Source organism: Brevundimonas sp. UBA7506 (assembly GCF_002479495.1).
Lineage (GTDB): Bacteria > Pseudomonadota > Alphaproteobacteria > Caulobacterales > Caulobacteraceae > Brevundimonas.
The window spans coordinates 16,095-37,343 of sequence record NZ_DLNQ01000002.1 but is presented as its reverse complement, the minus strand read 5'-3'; the positions used below and the strand labels follow the sequence as shown (position 1 = coordinate 37,343).

Annotated in this window: 18 protein-coding genes; 5 read left to right on the top strand and 13 right to left on the bottom strand. The window is 65.9% G+C overall.

The window, feature by feature from the left end; genetic code table 11:
• The first annotated feature begins 189 nt into the window (after positions 1–189).
• Positions 190–621: a hypothetical protein gene (locus tag B3K53_RS00775; RefSeq protein WP_292082042.1), complete on the top strand. Its 432-nt coding sequence runs from the start codon at positions 190–192 to the stop codon at positions 619–621.
• A gap of 75 nt (positions 622–696) precedes the next feature.
• Here the strand turns inward: B3K53_RS00775 and B3K53_RS00770 are convergent, their stop codons facing one another.
• The 6 genes from B3K53_RS00770 to B3K53_RS00745 form a co-directional block, all read right to left on the bottom strand.
• Positions 697–1,605, bottom strand: a complete 909-nt coding sequence (locus tag B3K53_RS00770) for a hypothetical protein (RefSeq protein WP_292082041.1) — start codon at positions 1,603–1,605, stop codon at positions 697–699.
• A gap of 17 nt (positions 1,606–1,622) precedes the next feature.
• On the bottom strand, positions 1,623–4,166 hold the full coding sequence (locus B3K53_RS00765; RefSeq protein WP_292082039.1) for a hypothetical protein: 2,544 nt from the start codon (positions 4,164–4,166) through the stop codon (positions 1,623–1,625).
• Between the two features lie 44 nt (positions 4,167–4,210).
• Entirely contained in the window at positions 4,211–5,059 is an 849-nt protein-coding gene (locus tag B3K53_RS00760) for a hypothetical protein (protein ID WP_292082037.1), read from the bottom strand.
• A gap of 175 nt (positions 5,060–5,234) precedes the next feature.
• The gene (locus B3K53_RS00755; RefSeq protein ID WP_292082035.1) at positions 5,235–6,038 is read right to left on the bottom strand and encodes a hypothetical protein; all 804 of its coding nucleotides are present in this window, start codon (positions 6,036–6,038) and stop codon (positions 5,235–5,237) included.
• Positions 6,039–6,293: 255 nt separating this feature from the next.
• Positions 6,294–6,830 carry a hypothetical protein gene (locus B3K53_RS00750; protein ID WP_292082034.1) on the bottom strand — a complete coding sequence of 179 codons (537 nt, stop codon included), beginning with the start codon at positions 6,828–6,830 and terminating at the stop codon, positions 6,294–6,296.
• Positions 6,831–7,114: 284 nt separating this feature from the next.
• Positions 7,115–9,268 (bottom strand): malate synthase G, encoded by a 2,154-nt coding sequence (locus tag B3K53_RS00745; protein ID WP_292082032.1) that lies wholly within the window; start codon positions 9,266–9,268, stop codon positions 7,115–7,117.
• A 103-nt stretch (positions 9,269–9,371) separates the two neighbouring features.
• On the opposite strand from B3K53_RS00745, the gene B3K53_RS00740 reads away from it, so the two are divergent.
• Positions 9,372–10,115, top strand: coding sequence for a LysR family transcriptional regulator (locus B3K53_RS00740; RefSeq protein WP_292082031.1), 744 nt, complete (start codon positions 9,372–9,374; stop codon positions 10,113–10,115).
• Positions 10,115–10,261 (top strand): hypothetical protein, encoded by a 147-nt coding sequence (locus tag B3K53_RS00735; RefSeq protein ID WP_292082028.1) that lies wholly within the window; start codon positions 10,115–10,117, stop codon positions 10,259–10,261. Before B3K53_RS00740 ends, B3K53_RS00735 begins: the two co-directional genes overlap by 1 nt.
• Before the next feature lie 43 nt (positions 10,262–10,304).
• Here the strand turns inward: B3K53_RS00735 and B3K53_RS00730 are convergent, their stop codons facing one another.
• Positions 10,305–12,764, bottom strand: coding sequence for a S9 family peptidase (locus B3K53_RS00730; protein ID WP_292082026.1), 2,460 nt, complete (start codon positions 12,762–12,764; stop codon positions 10,305–10,307).
• Positions 12,765–12,932: 168 nt separating this feature from the next.
• On the opposite strand from B3K53_RS00730, the gene B3K53_RS00725 reads away from it, so the two are divergent.
• Both B3K53_RS00725 and B3K53_RS00720 read left to right on the top strand, forming a co-directional pair.
• Positions 12,933–13,634, top strand: a complete 702-nt coding sequence (locus B3K53_RS00725) for a CoA transferase subunit A (RefSeq protein ID WP_292082023.1) — start codon at positions 12,933–12,935, stop codon at positions 13,632–13,634.
• 3 nt (positions 13,635–13,637) lie between these two features.
• On the top strand, positions 13,638–14,288 hold the full coding sequence (locus B3K53_RS00720; RefSeq protein ID WP_292082021.1) for a 3-oxoacid CoA-transferase subunit B: 651 nt from the start codon (positions 13,638–13,640) through the stop codon (positions 14,286–14,288).
• Between the two features lie 72 nt (positions 14,289–14,360).
• Here B3K53_RS00720 and B3K53_RS00715 read toward each other — a convergent pair whose 3' ends face one another.
• The 6 genes from B3K53_RS00715 to flgK all read right to left on the bottom strand — a co-directional run bounded on the left by B3K53_RS00715 (position 14,361) and on the right by flgK (position 21,088).
• Positions 14,361–14,981, bottom strand: coding sequence for an ABC-type transport auxiliary lipoprotein family protein (locus B3K53_RS00715; RefSeq protein WP_292082019.1), 621 nt, complete (start codon positions 14,979–14,981; stop codon positions 14,361–14,363).
• A complete protein-coding gene (locus tag B3K53_RS00710) occupies positions 14,978–15,916 on the bottom strand; it encodes an MlaD family protein (protein ID WP_292082017.1) in 939 nt (312 codons plus the stop codon). Before B3K53_RS00710 ends, B3K53_RS00715 begins: the two co-directional genes overlap by 4 nt.
• Before the next feature lie 15 nt (positions 15,917–15,931).
• Positions 15,932–16,699 carry an ABC transporter ATP-binding protein gene (locus B3K53_RS00705; protein WP_292082015.1) on the bottom strand — a complete coding sequence of 256 codons (768 nt, stop codon included), beginning with the start codon at positions 16,697–16,699 and terminating at the stop codon, positions 15,932–15,934.
• Positions 16,700–16,719: 20 nt separating this feature from the next.
• Entirely contained in the window at positions 16,720–17,841 is a 1,122-nt protein-coding gene (locus B3K53_RS00700; protein ID WP_292082014.1) for an MlaE family ABC transporter permease, read from the bottom strand.
• A gap of 194 nt (positions 17,842–18,035) precedes the next feature.
• Positions 18,036–18,977: a flagellin gene (locus B3K53_RS00695; RefSeq protein WP_292082012.1), complete on the bottom strand. Its 942-nt coding sequence runs from the start codon at positions 18,975–18,977 to the stop codon at positions 18,036–18,038.
• The gene (gene flgK / locus B3K53_RS00690) at positions 18,974–21,088 is read right to left on the bottom strand and encodes a flagellar hook-associated protein FlgK (RefSeq protein ID WP_292082010.1); all 2,115 of its coding nucleotides are present in this window, start codon (positions 21,086–21,088) and stop codon (positions 18,974–18,976) included. Before flgK ends, B3K53_RS00695 begins: the two co-directional genes overlap by 4 nt.
• Between the last annotated feature and the right edge of the window lie 161 nt (positions 21,089–21,249).

Genomic DNA, 21,249 nt, shown 5'->3' with positions numbered 1-21,249 from the left:
CGATCCGGATCGCGCCCCCGTTTTCATGCGTTCCAGCCCCCTACCAACCGCCACGTCCGGGCGCTCCCAGGTCATCAAGGTTAGCGACGGTTTACGATGGCGCTTAAGCGCCCGCTAAGCCTGTCTGATCGCGTGAAGTTAAGAGCCGCCAAGTATCGTCCCATTGAAATCAAGGGTGATGAGGACGTCATGACCAAGTTGAAGTCGGCAAAACGCCGTACATTGCTGGCGATCGCCGCAGGCCTGACCGCCGTTCTGACGCCTCAGGTCGCGTCGGCCGGTCCGACCGGCGGCCAGACCTACCGCCTGCGCGCCACCGTACCAGTGGCCTGCTGGGTGCGACCCGCGGGAACCATCATGGCCGAAACCGGTCGCTCGGGTTCGGTGGTCGAGGCCTGCAACAGCCCGGGCGGTTTCACAGTTTCCGCCCAGTACCGCCCGCTCGCCAGCACCGAAAAAGCCAAGATCATTTACGGTGAGCGTTCGCTGAACCTGGCCAAGAGCGGCATGCTGGAACTGCGCCGCTCGAACATGGCGACGATCCGCACCGTCGACTATCGCTTCGACGAGGTGGAGCTGGAACAGCCCCTCATTCTGGCCCTGACGATCCAGCCGATCTAAACAACTATAGCCGAATGCTGAAACGCCCCGCAGAAACTGCGGGGCGTTTTCGTTTCCGACAAGCCGGTAGTGTGATCAGATCGCCGCGACAGTGAAAGTCAGGGTGTCGCTGTACTCACCGGCGCGCTTACCCGCGACATCGCCGATCCGCACGGTCAGCGGATAGTCGTCGCGCCGCGCCGTCTGGGACACGACATTGATCGTATCCACGCGTTGCAGGTTGATGTCCTGCGTCCCGACCTTGAGATTATAGTCGACGTACCAGGCCGTCGCGCCCTGTCGCAGGCGACCCTGATTGGCCGATGTAATCGAGACGCGATAACCGCCCGTGCTATGTACATAAAGGGCGGTATTCAAGGGACGCGCTCCCTCCGTCAGCTCGCCCAGATCGATCACCGGCGTTCCATTCGGACGGGAAAACTCGCCCTTCAAGCCAATTGAAGCGGCGGCGGCAAGATCGAGCACCAGGGTCACTGGCTTCACAGCATGAACCTGCCCATTGTCCTGCTGCAGGAACAACTGAACGACTTGCGTATACCGCCCCTGCGCCGTCGTCGCCTCGGGGAAGGCAGCGAAGGTCAACCGCGCAGGCATCCTTTCCCCCGGTTTGACGCTGACGCTCGCGCCCCTGCGGCGCGGGCTTTGTCCTGTCACAGGCGTGATGTTCACCCCACCGTAAGTCTCGTCAACAAGCGCGTATCTTACAGCTGGCGCGCCTGCCGCCCCCCTCAGGCCGTACGGCTCGTTTTGAAGAAAAGCGATGATATTGCCGTTACAAGGCGTGCCGCCGTTGTTCACCAGCGAGATATCGAACTGACGTTGGGCCACATCGTCTTCGAGAGGATTGTAACGGATCGTCCATTGCTCAAGCGGAGCCTCTATCGTCAGCGCGCACTTGGCTTGAGCAGCCGCGTAGCCCGGAGTCAGCGCCAACAGACCAAGGGCCGCAGCGGCGGCGAAGGATTTCGAGAGGGTGGAGACCATGATCGTCTTCCTTCCGTTCATTGGTCGGTGATGTCGACCGGCACGGCGACAGTCTTGAGATCCAGCAGACCTTCGTTATCGGCTGGAACCGTGAATTCGAATCCGGCGGCGGGCGAAGTGAAGAGCTCGACCCGATAGGTCTTGCCCGGGATCAGCTTCTGGATGGCGAACCGTCCGACCGAGTTGGTGAAGAACAGCTCCGGCTCGGCCGTGGGATCATCAAGCAAACGAACGCGACCCGAGATCAACGCGGCAGGCTTCCCGGCGTTGCCGACCATCCGCCCCAGGGCTGAAACGAAGGCGTCGCTGCCGACCTGAATGGCGTAACCGCTCTTGTAGGCCGGACGCACGCGCCGCACGCCTTCGCCGATGTCATAACCGGCCGGCACGCCCAACACGTCATAGCGCACCGACTGATCGACATAGGAGGTCAGGGTGTTGGACACCGCCGGCCCCAGAGCGCCGCTGCGAGAGGTGTAGTTCCCGCCCTCGAACGACTCGCCGACGATCACCGGCTTATCGGCCAGTGACTGGTGCGGATAGAGGATAGCGAAGCTGTCGTAGATGTTGCGGCCGACGGCCACCTTGCCGCCTGCGGTCGAGATCGACGTGCCCACGCGCAGCGACGTGACCTGCTCATCAGTGATGTTGCTGAAGCTCTGGCCAAACGCCGTGTGCGTCAGGCTGGCGTCGAACCGGTTGGCGATATAGTCGAGTTGCCCGCTCAACGTGCCCGGACCATCGTCATAGGCGGAAGCCACCGAGTAGCCGAAGGACCCGACGCGGTTCTCAGGTGACTGCTGGAAGCGCACGCTGCCGCTGTTGCGCGCCGAGCTATAGCGCGCCTCGCCACGACGATCATAGCGCGGCTGCCAGACCAAGGCGACAGTGGCGCCGACGCCATTGGCGCCGCCTGTGCCGAAGTTGCCGCCATAATCGACCCATTCGGCGCCGACTTGAACGCTCCACTCCGGAGCGAAGCGATAGGAACTGACAGCACTCACCGAATAGGAGTCGTCGATAGACCCACGCCCTAGCCGGTAGGAAGCGCTGGCCGTTGCATTCCAGGCATCGGAAAACTGATGCGAATAGGCGCCGGTAAACGCCCAGGACGTCGAATTGTCGCCGAACGCATTGCCCAGGGTGGCGTAGTCCTCGGACGTATAGTCGGCCACGACCGTCCAGCTATCGTACGTGCCGCCCATATCGACGAAATGATCGTAGCTGAAGGCGTAGGCGTAGCCTGCCCCCCTGCCGGCGTTGCTGGCCGAGGCGTTCAGTTGCAGACGCGCACCGTTGCGCAGGATGAACTGGGTCTGGCCGGTGACGTTCTGAACGTCTTCAGACGCCTGCAAGCCAAAACCGACAGCCGGCTTGTTCAGGAAGGCCTTACGCCAGAAGCCGCTGAAAGCCAGCGTGCCGTCGGAATAGTCAGGCGAGCCAAAGCCCCCGGAATTGGTGACGCCCAGATAGGCGCCGTATTCATAGTCGCCGGGTTCCAGATCAATCGAGTCGAGATAGGCGCTGTAGGACACCGTCTCGCGGCGACCTGACTCGTTCTGGATTTCCAGCTGGACGTCGTTCGAGCCGGTTTGGAGCGGCAGATTGGACAGGTCGTACTGGCCGGGGTCCAGCTTGAACTCACGCACGAAGACGCCGTTGCGCAACACGCGCACGGTCGAGGATTCCTGCAGCACCAGTTGGCGACCGCCAGACAAGCCGTTGTTGCGGAAGCTGTTGAAGCGTTGCGTCTGGCGCGTCACGCCAAGGCCGCCCATCTCCGCGAAACCCTGACGACCGCGCGTCTCGACGTTCAGATCCCCCAGGAACCAGCGACGGTACTCAGCGGGCTGATCGAAAACGAAGCGCGCGTAGCGGCGCTCGATCTCATAGTCGCCCGAAGATTGATCTTCGCGTCCTTGAACATCGGCCTCCAGCACCACGCCCTTGTAGCGCACGGCGCCGTTCAGGAAGACGCTGGGCGTCGTCACGTCGCCGGTCGTTTGGCGCCGCGACACGGCCAGATTGGTGTTCAGATAGGCGCTGAAATCCTCAGGCGCCGCACCCGGCTCCTCGGGACGGCCGCCCTGGAACAGGAATTCGACCGAGCGCTTGGTCGGATCGATGCGCAGCAACAGAACCGCCAGTTGATCCGGGTCATAGTCCAGTGAAATACCGGTGGCGTTGATCTCTTCCGGCGCAAAGGACTCCACGCCCTCAAGGCGCGCCTTCAGCTCGGCCTGCGCCTCGGGCGTCAGCAGTGGGGCGATCAGGGCCTGGAACCCGGCGCTTTCCACGATGAAGCGGTCGTCTCGCGTCAGCAGCACCGGCATTTCACCCAGCACGCGACGGTTGAAATTGAGCGGCACCGTCATGGCGATGTCGCGGTCGTAGGGGTTGATGTTCGGGCGCGTCTGCGGCGCAGCGGCGGCGGGCGCGCTCGGCGCCGGCGTCACGGCCCCCGACGCCTGCTCTGCCACCTGGGAGGCAGCCTGCATCAAGCCCACGACCTGGGCGTGCGCCCAGCCGCCGGGCGTCGCCATGACCGCGGTCGCCAGCACGAGCTTCGAGGCTGCGCCCCGAAGCGCCTTTCTTCCTGCCGTCTTCATCGTGCGAATCGCACGCTCACCGGCTTGGCCGGATCCAGCTCGACACCGGTCGGCACCTTGAACGTCCGCTTGCCGCCCAGGGGAGCCAGGTAGCCCACGCCGACCAGCTGCGAGATTTCATCGCCGGTGAATTCACGACGGAAGGGCTGTCCTGCCTTGTCTGTCGCCTCCATGATCCAGGTCGCGCCGCTCATCAGCGCGTAGCGCTTGCCGGTATTGGAGACCACGATCTCGACGCCAGGCTGCGCAGGGGGCGGCGGCGGGGCTTCACCGCCGCTGAGGCTGGGATCGACCTCGGGCGCCGGCGGGGTGACCATAGCCGGCACTGCCGAGACAACTTCAACCTTGGGCTGAGCGCCAGGCGGCGCCACGACGATCAGGGCCTTCATCGTATAGAGGACCTGAACCGACAGAGAACCGCCGCTGTCGGGCGTGGTCGGCTCAGTCTGCACTGGCAGTTGCTTCACCCACAGGTAGTAGGCGCTTGAGGATTCGATGGTCGGCTCTCCGACCCACTGCACGCGCACGACCTGGCGACCGCCGACCGGCACCAGGCCCTGCGGCGGGAAGATCAGGAAGTCTTCGTCAGCCGGCGTTTCGACGATATTGCCGTCGGCGTCGACCTCCATTCGCGTAATCAGGGTTTCGAACGGCAGAGCCGCCGAGCCGACATTGCCGACCTCGATCCGGGCGGCCGATCCGGCGCCCGTCGTGGTCAGTTCCGACACCATGGGCGAAACGCGCATGGCCCAGGCGGCTGACATGACCAACAGACCCGCAACAAGCCCGCCGACCAGGGCGGCCAGGCGGCTGCCGCGCATGAAGCGAAAATCAGATCGCAGCATCAATCCCTACTCCCCCGAGGCTGTCCGCGGACCGCCGTCTCAAGAACTCTGTGCGGGCCAGGCCCGCCGCCGCAACGCCCATTGCGCGCGGCGAACAACCTAACGAGCAATGGTCACTGAAACGAAAACGGGGAGGGCGAAACGCCCTCCCCGACGTCGTACGTCTTAGCGCTGCTTACTGAGCAGCGATGAGCACCGAGAAGGAGCTCGTGTAGTTGCCGGCCAGCAGAGCTTGCGACGGCGTCGGGACCAGAACCGTCAGGTTCATCGGCGACTTCCAGGCGCCGTTGGCTTGGGCCTCGTTCAGATCGCCTGCAGCCATGGTCAGGGTGCGGCCGATGGCGGCGCCGCCGCCAGCAACCTGCGAAGCGCCCTGATACGAAGCGGTCACCGAGTAGGGCAGCTTGTTGGTGAAGACGCTGTTGTCGAAGCCCGAGTTCGAGTCGCTGGTCATGTCGGCGACCGTGCGGCTCAGCGTGACCGTGTTGTTGGTGTTGCAGCCGGCCAGGTTGGTCTGGATCGACAGGACGGCCGGGGCGACCATGGTGAAGGCGGCGTTCGGGCCGGTGTTGTCGCCAGCGTAGATGCCCAGGGTGCCGAAGTCGAAGGACTCGGTGTCGTTGTCGCCCGAGTAATAGACGCAGTCCTTCGTGACAGCACCCTTCAGCGAGAAGGTAGCGCCATCATTGCCGACGGTACCCACGTCACCGGCCGAGAAGCCGGCAGCGTGCCAAGCCGAGCGCTGATTGCCGCCATCGAGAGCGCGTGCAGCGTTGGCGACCGATTCAAGGCCAGCCTGAAAGGGGCCCGCATTAGCCGACGGAACATTCACGGTCGAACCCGGCGTGATCACGCCGAAGATGTTGGTGCTGTTGTTGGTGTACTGGCCCTTGTTGATGACCTGCACGGCTTGAGCCGAAGCGGCCGAGGCGGACAGGGCGGCAATGGCGACGCCGGCCAGAATGGAAGCGATTTTCATAGGAATTCTCCAGGTGAGGTTTTGACGAAACTTGTCGACCGAGATGAACAAGCTCCCCCGATCTGCAAACAACATAACAAACTGCAAAAATATCAGTCAATAAAAAAAGACCGACGTTAGGCATAATTGTGTCGATTCAACTCGCAGGCGAGAAATAGATATGCTCACATATACGCAAAATGCGATTACTCAAAACATGAGCAATCGCTTTTTACATGAATTTTTGAAATTTAATTAAAGCGCACGTTTCATGAACTATACGCGTGGCGCCAATGTTATGCTCAGGACTTCTGAATACTCACCTGCCAGAAGGCCGGTTTCACTCGGGTTATTTGTCAGAATACGGATGCGGCCGCCGCCCCGGGCGATGCCCTCGCCGCTGCTGAGCGTCTTCTTGGCGATCAGGTTTTCGCTGTCGAAGGTCCCGCTCAGAACGGCCGGGTTGGGATTGATCGTCGGGATGGCGACGTTCAGCGTGTAGCCCAGACGGCCCGCGAACGGCCCCTCGCCACGGGGCTTGGTCACGTGCGCCAGGCCGCCGCTCTGCGACTGGAAGCTGATGTCGAAGGGGACGTTGCAGGCAAGACCGAAGTCGGCCTCGACCTGCTGGCCGCCGGTCAGTTCGCCGAAGTCGATGTCGCCGCCGCCCGACAGGCGGCAGCTGGCCGTGATCTTGCCCTTGACGATGACGTCCAGGCTGGTCGCCGGGCCGCTGTCGTTGACCGGCTCGGCCGAGGCGGTCGAAGCGATGGCCGCCACCACCAGCGCCACCAGACCGCCGACGCGCGCCATCGGACGCACAGCCGCACGCTTCCCATCTGAAGGGGTCAGAAACCAGCCCACCATTCGCCTCCCACAGCCGCACGTCGCGACGCCCCCGCCACCAGGAGGGGTTCGTTGGTCAGCGTTCCAAGAGACGTGCCATCTCAAAATGGCACACCCCCTAAGCAGGCGCGGCGTCAGCCCCTTGCCGCAAGGGTTAATGAAACGTTACCGCACGCGGTTCTACGAGCGTCGTTAAGCTTTGACAAGCTTTCGCTTCATTTTGGGACAACGTCGAAATTTACTTCGGGAAATCAGGCCACCTTGGCGCGGCGTCGCCAGGCGGTCAGCAGGTGCTCGGTATAGCCGTTCGGCTGCTCGCGCCCCTTGAACACCAGGTCACAGGCCGCGTTCCATGCCGCACCGTCGAAGGCCGGGGCCAAGGGGCGATAGGCGGGATCGCCCGCGTTCTGACGGTCCACCACCACGGCCATGCGCTCCAGCGCCGCCCTCACCTCACCCTCGGTGACCACGCCGTGACGCAGCCAGTTGGCCAGATGCTGGCTGGAGATGCGCAGGGTGGCCCGGTCCTCCATCAGGCCGACATCGTGGATATCCGGCACCTTGGAGCAGCCGACGCCCTGGTCGATCCAGCGCACGACGTAGCCGAGGATGCCCTGGGCGTTGTTGTCCAGCTCCTGGCGGATCTCATCAGCGCTGGGCGCCTCGGTCGCGAACGGCGGGGTCAGCAGGGGCGTCAGGCCTGTGGCGGGGCGCTGCGCGATCTCGGCCTGACGGGCCCAGACATCGACCTCATGATAATGCAGGGCGTGCAGCGCCGCCGCCGTCGGCGACGGGACCCAAGCGGTCGAGGCCCCCGCGCGCGGATGGCCCGCCTTGGTCGCCAGCATCTCGCCCATGCGGTCCGGCGCGGCCCACATGCCCTTGCCGATCTGGGCGCGGCCCGACAACCCGGCCTTCAGGCCGATGTCCACGTTGCGGTCCTCATAGGCCTTGATCCAGCCGGTGTTTCGGATCGCCTCCTTGCGGACTACCGGCCCGCCCTCCATCACCGAATGGATCTCGTCGCCGGTGCGGTCCAGGAAGCCGGTGTTGATGAAGGCCAGCCTGCCCTTGGCCGCCGCGATGCAGTTAGCCAGGTTGACGCTGGTGCGCCGCTCCTCGTCCATGATGCCCATCTTCAGCGTCAGCGGCGGCAGCCCCACCATGGCCTCGACCGCGCCGAAGACGGCGTCGGCGAAGGCGACCTCTTCAGAGCCATGCATCTTGGGCCGCACCACATAGATGGAGCCCGCCGGACTGTTGCGCTGATCCGCCGGGCGCTTCAGGTCGTGCAGGCCGATCAAGCCGGTCATGGCGATGTCGAGCAGGCTCTCGAGGACTTCCTGTCCTTCGCCGTCCAGCACGGCGTCGGTCATCAGGTGCAGGCCGACATTGCGGACCATCAGTAGGCTGCGCCCCTTCAGAGCGAAAGCCGAGCCGTCCGGCGCCGTGTAAGCCCGGTCGCCGTTCATGCGCCGCTGCATCGTCTGCCCGTCCTTGACGAAGCCCGCCGACAGGTCGCCGCGCATCAGGCCCAACCAGTTGGCATAGACCAGCCGCTTGTCCTCGGCGTCCACCGCCGCGACGCTGTCCTCGGCGTCGGCGATGACCGACAGGGCCGCCTCGACCACCACGTCCGCGACGCCCGCCGGATCGGTGCGCCCGATCGCATGGGCACGATCGATGACGATCTCCAGATGCAGACCGTTGTGGCGCAGCAGGACGCCCGAGGGCGCCGCCGCCTCGCCCGCATAGCCGACGAAGACCGCCGGATCGGCCAGACCCGTCGTGCGCCCACTGGACAGGTCGACGACCAGCCGCCCGTCCTCGACACGGTATTCCACCGCCTCGGCATGGCCGCCCTCTGCCAAAGGCGCCGCCTGATCCAGCAGGGCGCGGGCGCGGGTGATGACCCTGCCCCCACGCTCGGGGTCATAGCCGCCGCCTTTCGGCGCCTCGCCCAGGGCGTCCGTGCCGTAAAGCGCATCATACAGGCTGCCCCAGCGCGCATTGGCGGCGTTCAGCAGATAGCGGGCGTTGGTCAGCGGCACGACCAGCTGCGGCCCGGCCATAGTCGCGATCTCGGGATCGACGTTGGCCGTCTCGGCATGAGCGTCCGTGCGCTCCGGTTCGATGTAGCCGATCTCGCGCAGGAAGGCCTGATAGGCCTTGGGATCCGGCTGGCCCGGATGGGCGCGGTGCCAGTCGTCCAGCTTCGCCTGCAGATCATCCCGCCGCGCCAGCAGGGCGCGGTTCTTCGGCGCATGGTCCGCCAGCAGCCCCTCGACCCCGGCCCAGAAGGCGTCGGGCGCAACACCCGTGCCGGGCGCCGCCTCCTCGCGCACGAAGGCGTCCAGTTCGGCGGCGACGCTCAGGCTTCCGTGGCGGACATAGATGGCGGACATGGCAGGCTCTCCTTGAGCCTCAACCCTAGCCGTCTGCCCGCCGCCTAGCCACGGCGAAGATCGACGGATATCTTTGCAAGAATTGCAATGATGAGATCCCGCCATGCTGGCCGAGTATGAGATCTTCGTCCGGGCGCTGGAGGAAGGCAGCCTGTCCGCCGCCGCGCGTCGGCTGGACCTGTCGCCCGCCGTGGCCTCGCGGCGGCTGGCGCGGCTGGAGGACCGGCTGGGGGTGCGGCTGATCGAGCGCACCTCGCGGCGGCTGGCCCCGACCGAGGCCGGGCGCCTGGTCTATGACCGCGCCATGCAGCTTCTGGACGGGGTCGAGGATCTGGAGGCTTTAGTATCGCGCCGCACGACCCAGGCGCGCGGCCTGCTGCGGGTCTCGGCCCCGACCTCGTTCGGGCGGCGACGCCTGGCCCCCCTGCTGACGCCCTTCCTCGACGCCCATCCCCGGCTGACGCTGGAACTGAACCTGACCGACGCCTTCGTCGACCTGATGGCCGAGGACGTCGATATGGCGGTCCGCATCGGCAGCTATGAGGCGAGCGATCCCGCCATGCACCGCCTGGCCCCGAACCGCCGCGTCCTGTGCGCCGCGCCCGCCTATCTGGCCGAACACGACGCGCCCGAGACCCTGGACGACCTGCGCCATCACGCCCAACTGGCGGCCGAGAACCAGTCGGCCTGGCGCCTGGAAGGCCCCGACGGCCCCGTCACCTTCCGCGCCCGCAGCCGGGTGCGGACCAACTCGTCGGAAGTGGCGCGCGAACTGGCGCTGGCGGGCGCCGGGATCGCCCTGCGTTCGACCTGGGACGTGGGCGAGGACTGCGCGACGGGCGGTTGATGCGGGTCTTGCCGCAGTACGCGGGGGCCTCGGACGTCGCCATCTTCGCCCTGACCGCCGGACGAGCCCGCGCCGAAAACCGGGTGCGCGCCTTTATCGACTTCCTGGCGGGCCTGTACGGCGATGTGCCAGAATGGGACAAATAAAGAGCCCCTCCTCCGCCGGGGAGAAGGGGCTCGGTTTCGTCTCTTACTGCGCCGTCGCCTTCGGCTTCAGGTAGCGGTCCAGCCAGGTGGCCATTTCCCACTGGGTGTGGCCGACCGACTCGCGGGCGCGATAGCCGTGAGCTTCCAGCGGAAGGACGACGTAACGCACCGTCGCGCCATTGCCCTTCAGCGCCGCATAGAAGCGCTCCGACTGCACCGGGAAGGTGCCCGAGTTGTCGTCGGCGCCGCCGTGGATCAGCAGGATCGGCTCATTGACCTTATTGGCGTAGGTGAAGGGCGACATCTCCGTATAGGTCTCGGTCGCCTCCCAGTAGGAGCGCTGCTCGGCCTGGAAGCCGAACGGCGTCAGGGTGCGGTTATAGGCGCCCGAACGCGCGATGCCGGTCTTGAACAGGTCGGTGTGGGCCAGCAGGTTCGCCGTCATGAAGGCGCCGTAGGAGTGGCCGCCGACAGCGATCCGGTCGCGGTCGGCGACGCCCAGGGCCACCACCGCGTCGACCGCCGCCTTGGCGCTGGCCGACAGCTGCTCGATGTAGGTGTCGTTCGGCTCGGCCCCGTCGCGGCCGATGATCGGCATCGTCGGGTTGTCCAGGATGGCGTAGCCCTGGGTCAGCAGGAACAGGTGGCTGATGCCCGCCGGACGCACGAAGCGGTTCTCGGTGTCAACCACCTGGCCGGCCACGGCGGCGTCGGTGAACTCGGCCGGATAGGCCCACATCAGCAGCGGCAGCGGACCGTCGCGATCCTTGTCGTAACCGGCGGGCAGATAGAGGGTGCCCGACAGCTGGACCCCGTCGTCGCGGGTATAGGTGATCAGTTCGCGCTTCACGTCGGCCAGTTGCGGGGCCGGATCGGGGAACTGGGTCAGTTGGGTCACGCCGCCGTCCAGGTCGCGCAGGCGCAGGTTGGCCGGATCGGTGCGGCTCTCGCGATAGGTGACCAGCTTGCGGCCGTTCTCGTCCAGAATGCCGACGACGGTTTCGAACTCGCCCTGAGCCGAGCGCCACAGACGCTCGGTCTCACCGGTCTTCAGGTCCAGGGTGTCGAGGAAGGGATACTCGCCCTGACGCGTCGCGCCGTCGCCCTCGACGAAGACCTTGGAGCCGTCGGCGGTGAAGCGGATGGTCGAACGACCGCGCGCATTGGGCTCGACGACCACCGCGCCCGGATCATTGTAGCGATCCTGATAGTTGCGATCGACCAGGACGCGGCCCGCGCCGGGGTTCGACGGATCGACCAGGGTGCGGGTCTCGTGGCGGGTGTTGAACCAGCGGCTGTTGACGATGGCGACGTCGTCGCGGCCCCACTGCACGCCCGAATAGCGTTCCTTCAGGTCGATCAGGGTGCGCGGGCGATCATTGAACGGCGCCGGCAGCATGAAGACGCGGTCGCGCACCTCGGCCGCGTTGCGCGGATCGCCGCCGTCCTGGGCCTCGACCCAGACCAGGGTGGCGTCGGCGTCGGCGCGCCACTGGGCCGAGCGCGGGCCGGGGGCCACGGCGTCGAACGGCGTCGGCACGTTGTCACGCAGCGGCAGGTCGGCCACGCGGTGCGCCTCACGTCCGTTCAGGTCGGTGATGACGACATCCGCCGGGAACAGGCTGGCCGGCACGACATAGGAATAGGGCTTCTTGACCCGCGTCTGCAGGATGTAGCGACCGTCCGGCGACACCGAGGCGTTCAGGAAGACGCCGGGCTGGCCAATGGTTCGCGCGCGACCGTTCAGCGGCACGAGGGTCAGCTGGCTGGTGAAGTAGTGGTCGAACAGGGCCTCGTCGCCCGCGTCGGCCAGCAGGTCCTGATAGGTGCGCACCGGGGCCGCGCGGCCGCCGGTCTCGGCCACGGTCGGACCCGAGGGCGGACGCGTCACGTCGGGCGCGGCGCGGCGACCGGCGGGCACGGCCTGAACCAGCAGACCCGAGGCGTCGGGCAGCCAGCTGAAACCGGCGCCGTTCGCGGCGTTGACGCTAGGGCCGGTCAGGCGGCGCGCCTGGGCCGAGGCCACGTCGGCGGTCCACAGCTCAAGGCCAGTCGGGGTGTTCAGCAGGAAGGCCACAGCCTTGCCGTTCGGCGCCCAGCTGACGTTGGTCAGACGCGCATTGGCGGGCAGACCGGCGACCGGTCGCGCCGCGCCGCCCTCGACGGTCTGGAAGCTGAGGCCCGTCAGCCAGGTGACACGGCTATTGGCCGGGCCGTTGTTCTGGGGATTGATGCGATACCCGCCCAGACGCAGCATGGGCTCGGCCAGTTCGGCGATGCTCGGCAGGCTGGCGCGTTCCTGCAGCAGCAGGGTCTTGCGGTCCGGGCTGAGGCTGGCCGTCGGATTGGGCTTGGAGTCCAGAATCTGCGCGATCGGCTGCGGCGGCTGCTGATAGGTGGGCGCGGCGGCGACGGCTTGCGCCGAGGCGGGTTGAGCCAGGGCCGGCACGGCGGCCAGCAAAACAAGCGCCGGCAGGGCGGCTCGCATGATCGTGTTGCGCATGAATCTTTCCCCAAAACTCCGCCTTGAACGCGGCTTTGTCCGTTTAGACGAATGATTGCGCGCAGGGTCAACCGCCAAGGTCGCCAACCGGCGCTTGCCCCCCGCCCATCCGCGCATTATGGACGGATAAGACCGCAATATTCATCAGACGGTGAAAAAGGGAGAGCGATGCGCAAGATCTACGCTGACGTCACGTCCGCGCTGGAGGGCCTGACCTTTGACGGGATGACCGTCATGTCCGGCGGCTTCGGCCTGTGCGGCATTCCCGAAAACCTGATCGCGGGGCTGAAGGCCTCGGGCGTCAAGGGACTGACCGTCATCTCCAACAACGCAGGCGTGGACGGCTTCGGCCTGGGCCAGCTGCTGGAGACCAAGCAGATCGCCAAGATGATCTCGTCCTACGTCGGCGAGAACAAGGAGTTCGAGCGTCAATACCTCGCTGGCGAGCTGCAGCTGGAGTTCAACCCCCAGGGCACCCTGGCCGAGCGCATCCGCGCGGGCGGCGCGGGCATCCCCGCCTTCTTCACCGCCACCGGCGTCGGCACCCTGGTCGCCGAAGGCAAGGAAGTACGCAACTTCGACGGCCGCGACTATGTGATGGAGACCGGCCTGGTCGCCGACCTCGCCATCATCAAGGCCTGGAAGGCCGATGAGCGCGGCAATCTGATCTTCCGCAAGACCGCCCGCAACTTCAACCCGATGATGGCCACCGCCGGCAAGGTCACGGTCGTCGAAGTCGAAGAGATCGTCCCCGTCGGCTCGCTGGACCCCGACCACATCCACACGCCGGGCGTCTATGTCGACCGCCTGATCCAGACCGTGTCCGAGAAGCGCATCGAACAGCGCACCGTCCGCCAGAAGGAGGCCTGATCCATGGCTCGTACTCGCGAACAACTGGCCGAGCGCGCCGCCAAGGAACTGCAGGACGGCTTCTATGTGAACCTGGGCATCGGCATCCCGACCCTGGTGGCCAACTACATCCCCGAAGGCATGGTCGTGACCCTGCAGTCGGAAAACGGCATGCTGGGCATGGGCCCCTTCCCCTATGAGGGCGAGGAAGATCCCGACCTGATCAACGCCGGCAAGCAGACGATCACCGAGATCCCCGAGTCGGCCTATTTCAGCAGCGCGGACAGCTTCGCCATGATCCGCGGCGGCCATATCAACCTGTCGATCCTCGGCGCGATGGAAGTGGCCCAGAACGGCGACATCGCCAACTGGATGATCCCCGGCAAGCTGGTGAAGGGCATGGGCGGCGCCATGGACCTGGTCGCGGGCGTCAAGCGCGTGGTCGTGGTCATGGAACACGCCAACAAGCACGGCCAGTCCAAGGTCCTGAAATCCTGCACCCTGCCCCTGACCGGTACGGGCGTGGTCAGCCGCATCATCACCGATCTGGCCGTCTTCGACGTCAAGCCGGATGGCACGGGTCTGGAACTGATCGAACTGGCCGAGGGCGTGACCCTGGACGAGGTCGCGGCCAAGACCGAGGCCGACTACACGGTAGCGGCCAGCCTGGGCTGAACGGCCCTGCCCGTCTGAGAAGCGAAACCCCGGCGACCGCGAGGCCGCCGGGGTTTTCTTTGCCTACTGGCGCTAGTTCCGCGTCGCCTGGAAGCCCTGCTGATCCGTCCACAGGACGATCTGGCGGCTGGCCTCGGCGGTGGCGCGGTCGAAGGCTGCGACGATGGCCGACTGCCGGTTCTCGCCGGCGCTCTCGCTGACCGTGATACGGTCCTCGACCACAATGGAGCGGTCGCCCGGCCGGATCAGCCTCAGCAGCACGACGATGTTCGCGTCGGGCGCGGCGCCCGGCGCCGCATAGGCCGCCTCGAACCGGCGCACGTCCACGCTCAGCAGCAGCCCGTCGCGCGTCAGCGGTCCCGAACTCAGGACCGTGCAGGTCCCGCCGTCCAGAAATGCGTTGCGCAAGGCCTCCTCGAACAGGGTCTCGGCCGGCGACACCCAGCGCGCGCCCTTGATGTAGGCGGCCTCGGCCCCGGTCACGGCCAGGATGCGGTCGCCCCGCGCGGCCTCGGGGAAGTCCACGCGGCGCATCGAGACATGGACGTCCGGGCAGGCCGAGGTCGCCCCCGTCCCGGCGAAGGCCGAGGCGCCGCCGAAACGATAGAGCTGTACCGGATCAGGCGAGGCCAGCAGGGCGCAGCCAGACAGAGCAACCGAGGCGGCGGCGATCAGCAGGGTAGAACGGATCACGGTTGCACCTCGATTTCCTTGGACGGCGCCTTGGCGATGAAGTCACGCGGGCTTTCACGCACATTGTCGATCAGCGACTGCAGCGAGCGCGTCGCCTGATCCAGCTGGCGGATGGTGTCGTTCAGCTGCGGCACCGTCTGGGTGCCGAAGTCGCCCAGCGGGCCTTCCAGCCCCGTGGCCGAACGGTTGATCGAGGCGATGGCGGCCTGGGCTTCGGCTGTCGCCTTGTTGATGTTGGCGATGGCCTGACGACCGTCCGTATCCACCAGTTGCCGCGCCGTGGCGCCCAGTTGCTGATACTCGCCGACGGCGGCGTTAGCCTTGGTGATGGTCTCTTCCAGTTGCTGGAACATGCCCTTGCGGGCCTCCAGCTCGGCGGTCAGGGCCTCAACGCTCTTCACGCTGGACGAGAAGCTGCGGATATTGTCGTCCGACATGACGCGATTGATCCGGTTCAGGGCGTCCACGGTCTGGGCCAGAACCGTACCCGACCCGCTCAGCAGTTCGGCGATGGGGCTGGGCTGGCTCTGGATCACCGGCACGACATTGTCGGGATACTGGGTCTTCAACAACGCGCTGCTCGGCTCGCCGGCCGTGATCTGGATGTAGTTCAGACCGGTGATGCCCTGCGGCTCCAGCTGGGCGCGCGAGGTGACGCGCACCGGCGTCGTGCCGTTCAGGCGGACGCGGGCGATGACCTGATCCCCCTTCTTGGGGTCCAGGTTCAGGGCCGTGACCTCGCCGACGCGAATGCCGTTGAAATGCACCTCGCCACCCTCGGACAGGCCGCGCACCGGGCCGTAGAAGACGATGTCATAGACATCGAAGTCATTGTTGAACTGCAGGCGGGCCAGCCAGATCGTGAACACCGCCAAGGCCGCCAGAAGGGCGACGGTGGCGATGCCGACAGCGGCGTAGTGGGCGTCTCTTTCCATCTCGTCCCGCTCTCCTCAGGCGGCGCTCTGGTGGGCGGCGCGTCCGCGCGGCCCCAGGAAGTATTCCTTGATCCAAGGATGATCGGAACGCTCCAGTTCCTGAACCGTGGCCTTTTCGACGACATGCTTGTCGGCCAGCACCGCCACCTCGTCACAGATGGCGTACAGGCTGTCGAGGTCGTGAGTGATCATAAAGACCGTCAGGTCCAGATCGTCCGACAGGTCGCGGATCAACTGATCAAACGCAGCAGCGCCGATCGGATCCAGCCCCGCCGTCGGCTCGTCCAGGAAGATCAACTCGGGGTCCAGAGCCAGGGCGCGCGCCAGACCGACGCGCTTGCGCATCCCGCCCGACAGCTCGGCAGGTTTCAGATAAAGCGCCTCGGGCTTCAACCCGACCATGGCGATCTTCATCTCAGCCAGTTCGCGAATGGTGTTGCGCGGCAGGTTGGTGTGCTCGACCAGGGGCGAAGCGACATTGTCCAGCACCGTCAGCGACGAGAACAGCGCCCCCTGCTGGAACAGGACCCCGGTGCGCCGTTCGACCTCGGCGGCTTCGGCCTTGGTCATCTCATGCCGGTCATAGCCGAACAGTTTGACTGACCCGCCCTCCGGCTGCTTCAGACCGATGATGGAATTCAACAGCACCGTCTTGCCGGTGCCGGACCCCCCGACCACGCCGAGAACCTCGCCGCGCCTCACGTCCAGATCGAGGTCCTGATGGATCACCCGATCCCCGAACTGGCTCAGCAGGCCGCGCACCTCGATGACGTTCTCGCGCATCGGATTTTTCTTGCGGGCCGTCACAGGTTCAACTCCAAGAACAGCATGGCGAAGACGGCGTCGAGGAAGATGATGGCGAAGATGGCCTGCACCACCGCCGCCGTCACCCGGCGTCCCAAGCTTTCAACGTCGCCGGCCACCGACATCCCCTGACGGCAACCGATGGCCGCCACAACCACGGCGAAGACCGGCGCCTTGATCAGACCGACCATCAGGTGCCGGTCCATCATCGGATCTTCGGTGATGCGCTGGATGAAGAAGGCCGGCCCGTAGGCCAGTTCGCTCCAGGTCACCAGCATGCCGCCGAACAGGCCGGCGATCATGCCGACGAAGGTCAGCAGCGGCAGCATGACCAGCATGGCCGCCAGGCGCGGGATCACCAGGGCCTGGAAGGGATTGACCCCCATGACCTGCATGGCGTCGACCTCCTGGTTCATCCGCATCGATCCGATCTCGGCGGCGAAGGACGAGGCCGAACGGCCCGCCAGCAAGACCGAGGTGATGACCACCGCGAACTCGCGCAGGACCGAAACGGCGACCAGCTGCACGGTGAACACGCCCGCCCCGAACTGGGTCAGCAGATTGGCCCCCAGGAAGGCGATGACCGCGCCGATGAAGAAGTTGGTCACGGCGATGATCGGAATGGCGTCCAGCCCGGATCGCTCGGCCTGGCTGAACCAGGCGGGCCAGCGAATGGCGCCGGGGTGTTTCAGCGCCGAGCCCACGGCGACGATCAACCGCCCCAGGAAGGCCAGGGACAACATGGCCTCGGCAAGGAAGTCGTAAACCCCCAGGCCGATCTTGGCCAAGGTGCGGGTCACCGGATGCGAGCGACGCGGCGGCGTGCAGGACTGCCGGTCCAGATCCTCGATCATGGCGTAGATCCGGCCCGCCTCGGGCCGCTCTGACCACGCGGCCTCGGGGATCTGCCGCGACGTCGCCTGGGCGATGGCCAGCGCCCCCGCCGTGTCGAAGCGGCCGAGCTCGGACAGATCCAGTGCGCCCACGTCGCGCCCGGCCAGATCGGTGCTCAACCGATCGCCTTGACGGCCAATGCCCGTCGTCGACCAGTCACCGGTCAGGCGCAGGATCGCGCCGTCGCCAGCGCCACTCCGGATTTCGTAATCGGCCTTCCGACTCATTGTTCAGTCATGGACGCTGGCGGCAAGGGGCGCATCGGCGAAGCTTAGACCGAGCGGCGTCGGCGCTGTCAACGATCGATGACTTTTCGCCATGCCCTGCCTCGTCCTGCCTTGCAAGCTGCGTCCTCCCCGCCACGGCGCAGCTTTCTAACGCCGGCTGCGCGGTTTCGTTCAGCCGCCTCTATCTTTCAGCGTCAGCGAAGATAGTCGAGCAGCGACACCTGCCGGAGTTGGCTGAGCACCTGGGCTGAGGCCTGCAAGGCGATCTGGGCCATCTCCAGTTCGGTCACCGCCTCGGCCATGTTGGCGTCGGTCTTGCCCGACAGCATGGTGTCGACCGAGATCTTCCGTGACTCCTGGGCCTCCAGAAGATTGTCGACCCGCGCCTGCATCGAGCCGTTCTTGGCCTGGATGTTGACCACGTCCTTGGCCGCCGTCTCGAAGCGCGTCATCAGCGTCGTGAGGGCGGTCTTCTGGGTGTCGGTCATCTGCCCGTTCATCGGATCCGTCTGATGCAGGATCTGCAGATCGCGGAAGACATCGAACAGGGCCTGACCCGCGTCGCTGGCCAGGAAGCCGGTGTCCATGGTGACCGTCTCATCCAGGACCGACGACTGCTTCAGCTGATCGTTCATGAAGGCCCCGCCGACGCCGGGCATGGCGGCCAGCTTTTCCAGGTCGGTGGCGCCAGGCGGCACGTTAGGCAAGACGACCGCCTGCTGGTCCACGGCCCCGCCCGAAAACAGGAACTTGCCCTGGTGCTTCATGTTCAGGCCGTCCTGGGCCATCTTGAAGATGGTCTCCATCTCGGACATCAGCCCGTCCACGCGACCTGCGGCGATGGCGTTGGCGATGGCCTGGCGCCCGGCGGTCGCCGCGTCGGCGACGCGCCCCAGCCCGAGATCCTGCATCGTCAGGCGATCGGCCACCGTCTTGTTGGTGTCGATAAAGCCCTGGATGCGCGTCTGGCTGGACTTGAGCGCGATCACCGTTTCCGACTGCCGTCCAAAGCCGACCAGGCTGGTAGCGTTCTTCTTGGTGTTGACCTTGTTCTGCGCTTCCTCGCCGCGCGCCTGCGCGTTCATCAGGTGCAGCAGGGCCGACTGATAGTTTCCAAAGGTCGAAACGCGGGTCATCGCATCATTCCGATCAGGGTGTCGTACATTTCAGACGCCGCCTGAATAAGACGCGCCGAAGCGTTAAAGGCTTGCTGATAGGTGGTCATCAGCACCAGTTCCTCGTCCATGTTGACGCCTTCGACGGAACTGCGTCGCGCCGCCGCCTCCTGATAAAGAGCCGTGGCGTTGGTCGAGCGGTTCTTGGCGATGGTGGCCTTGCCGCCGATCTCGCCCGAGAATTCGGACGCATAGCGCGACAGGGACATGGAGACGCTGCCCGCCCCGCCCGCCGCCGAGAAGGCGGTGGCGTTCTGGTCGGCCTTGGCCAGCAGACGCCCGCCGCTGCCGTCGTTCTTGCTCAGCGCCGCCGTGCCCGCCGCCGCGCCCAGGTTCAGTTGGGCCAAGGCCAGCATCGAGGGATCCTTGACGATGTCGGCCCGGACGGTGAACCCGCCGGCGCGGGACGAGCGCGCGCCGCTCAGACCGAACAGGTCGCTCATCGACACACCGGAGGGAACCTGACGGGTTCCGTCCTCGACCACCGACATGGTCGACGGCGGCGAACCATGACCGGTGAAGATCAGTTCGCCCGCGCCGTTCAGGCTGAAGCTGCCGTGATTGCCGACGCCGGTTGCGGGATCATTCAGGGCGGTCAGCAGCTCGGACATGGTTCCGGCGCCTGCGGGAACCGCCACGGCGATATCGCGAATGCGCGAGCCCGAGGAATCGGTGAAGCGGAACTTGATCGTCTCGCCCGCCGTGAACCCATGCTGCGAAGCGGGCGTCAGGCCCGTGTCATACAGCGCCGGGCGCTCCGTCGACACCAGGTCGTTCAGCCCGAAATAGTGCGAGAAGCCGCGTCCGGCCTTGGTGCTGGGGCTGGTCGCGTCATCGGCGATCGCGACGCCCTGCCCTGCAGGGGCCTGGATGCTGAGACGGCCGTCGACGAAGTTGGCGGTCGCTCCGCCCAGCTGGCCGTTCAGGGTGGCCAGGAAGGTGGCCGGCGTCGCCGCCACGCCGTTGATCGTCATCGTCCCGCCCGAGAAGACGATGCGGGCCGAGTTCTGGATCACGCCCTGGGCGTCGACCGTGGTGATGGTGGTGGCGCCGGTAAAGCCCGTCAGCGCCGTCTCCAGCGACTGGCCGACGTTGCGGCCGTTCAACACCTGAGGCGGCGGAACCGCCGAAGAGGCGTTGTGCGCGCGGTTCAGTTCATCGGCCAGGCGCGTCATCAACTCGCCCAGGCGCTCGGCCGCCGCCGGCGCGTCGACGTCGCGCAGTTCCAGCAGCCCCTTGATCTCGCCCGAGGCCAAGCCGTCGGTCAGCGGTCGGCGCTGACCATTGGGCTCGGTGATCATGACCTGGTTGAAGACGGTCTCGGCCGAGACCGCGCCCGCCCGTTGATACTCAAGCTTGGACGCGCCCTGCCCGGCCAGCAGCATGCCGTTCCCGGTGCGCACCTCGACGCCGCCGACCGAGCGGGTCGTGATCCGCACGTCCAGCATTTCGGACAGTTCGTTGATTAGAGCGGCCTGGGCCGTCTCGGCCCCGGTCGAGTCCGTGCCGACCACATTGGCCTTGGCGATCTCGACGTTCAGCTTCTCGATCTGCTCGACCAGGCCGTTGACCCGATCCACGGCGGTACGCAGACGCCCGTCGGCCTCCTCGCGCGTGCTCTGGATCTCCTTGGCCACGCGCGCGGCCTCGTCGAACATGGCTTGGGTCTTCCAGATCGCGTCCTGGCGCAGCGGCCCCGAGGTGGCGTTCTCGGCCGAGGTCGAGAAGGCTGAGAAGATCTTGTCGATCTGGGCGAAGAAGCCGGTGTCCGCGCCGGGATCGCCGAATTGCGACTGGATGTGATTATAGAGTTCGTACCGCACCGACTGACGCCCGGCGTCGGCGCCGGCGTTCAGACTGGCGGCCTGAAGGAAGCGGTCGGTGGCCAGACGGATGCGCGCGATCTCTACGCCCGCGCCCGTGCCCTGGCTCGCCCAGGACTGCTGATCGGCCACCTTGCGGATATAGCCGGGCGTGTTGACGTTCGAGACGTTGTCGGAAACCACCCGCAGCTGCGTCTGGGCGGTGTTCATGCCCGACGTGGCGATGTGCATGATCGAGTTCAAAGACATCAGAAACGGGCTCCATACAGGGCCGCGCCCGGCAAGCCTTGCTGGCCTGCGCGCAAATCTTGCCCGGCGTTCCGGTTAGCCATTCTAGCCAACTCCCTGAATTTATTAGACATCGGCTTTTCAGCCCCTGTGCGTTCGGCAGGCACGGCGCAATTCGCGGG